The organism is Bartonella taylorii 8TBB (assembly GCF_902825155.1).
In the GTDB taxonomy this organism is placed as follows: Bacteria; Pseudomonadota; Alphaproteobacteria; order Rhizobiales; family Rhizobiaceae; genus Bartonella; species Bartonella taylorii_A.
Genome location: NZ_CADEAG010000118.1, coordinates 1 through 456, shown reverse-complemented (window position 1 = coordinate 456; position 456 = coordinate 1). Strand labels below are relative to the sequence as shown.

At 39.3% G+C, this 456-nt stretch carries 1 protein-coding gene; it reads right to left on the bottom strand.

The genetic code is table 11. From position 1 onward, the window contains the following. Positions 1-64 precede the first annotated feature (64 nt). Positions 65-456 (bottom strand): polyprenyl synthetase family protein (locus tag J7R13_RS08920; protein WP_208438317.1); only part of this gene is annotated, 392 nt, incomplete at its 5' end.

The following is a 456-nucleotide window of genomic DNA, read 5'->3' as shown; positions in this document are numbered from 1 at the left end:
GAATGTTTATTATGCATTCAAGATAGGTGATGGTTTACACTATGTGCGTTGGAGCTGATGAAGTTTAATTTTTGCGTATTGCACTAAAGTGTGATGCTTGTTGGAGTGAGACTGCTTTAGCGACAAAAGGATGTAAGAATGCTTCTGCTTTACTGATGAGTGTATCTCGCTTTTTTTGGGTTAATTCAATGCCATAAAGATGAACAAAAGTTGCTTTTTGTCCCGTTTCTTCTTTTCCAGCAGTCTTTCCTAGGGTTTGTGTGTTGGCGGTGACATCAAGAAGGTCATCAGTTAATTGAAAGGCTAAACCAAGATAGGTACCAAAATCAGTAAGTTTTTCGGTTAATTCTTTAGATGCATTGCCAATAATGGCGCCTGCTTGGCAAGCAAAGCTTATCAGGGCTGCTGTTTTCATGTGTTGTAGAGTGATGATGTCACTACTTCCTTGCGGTTTTT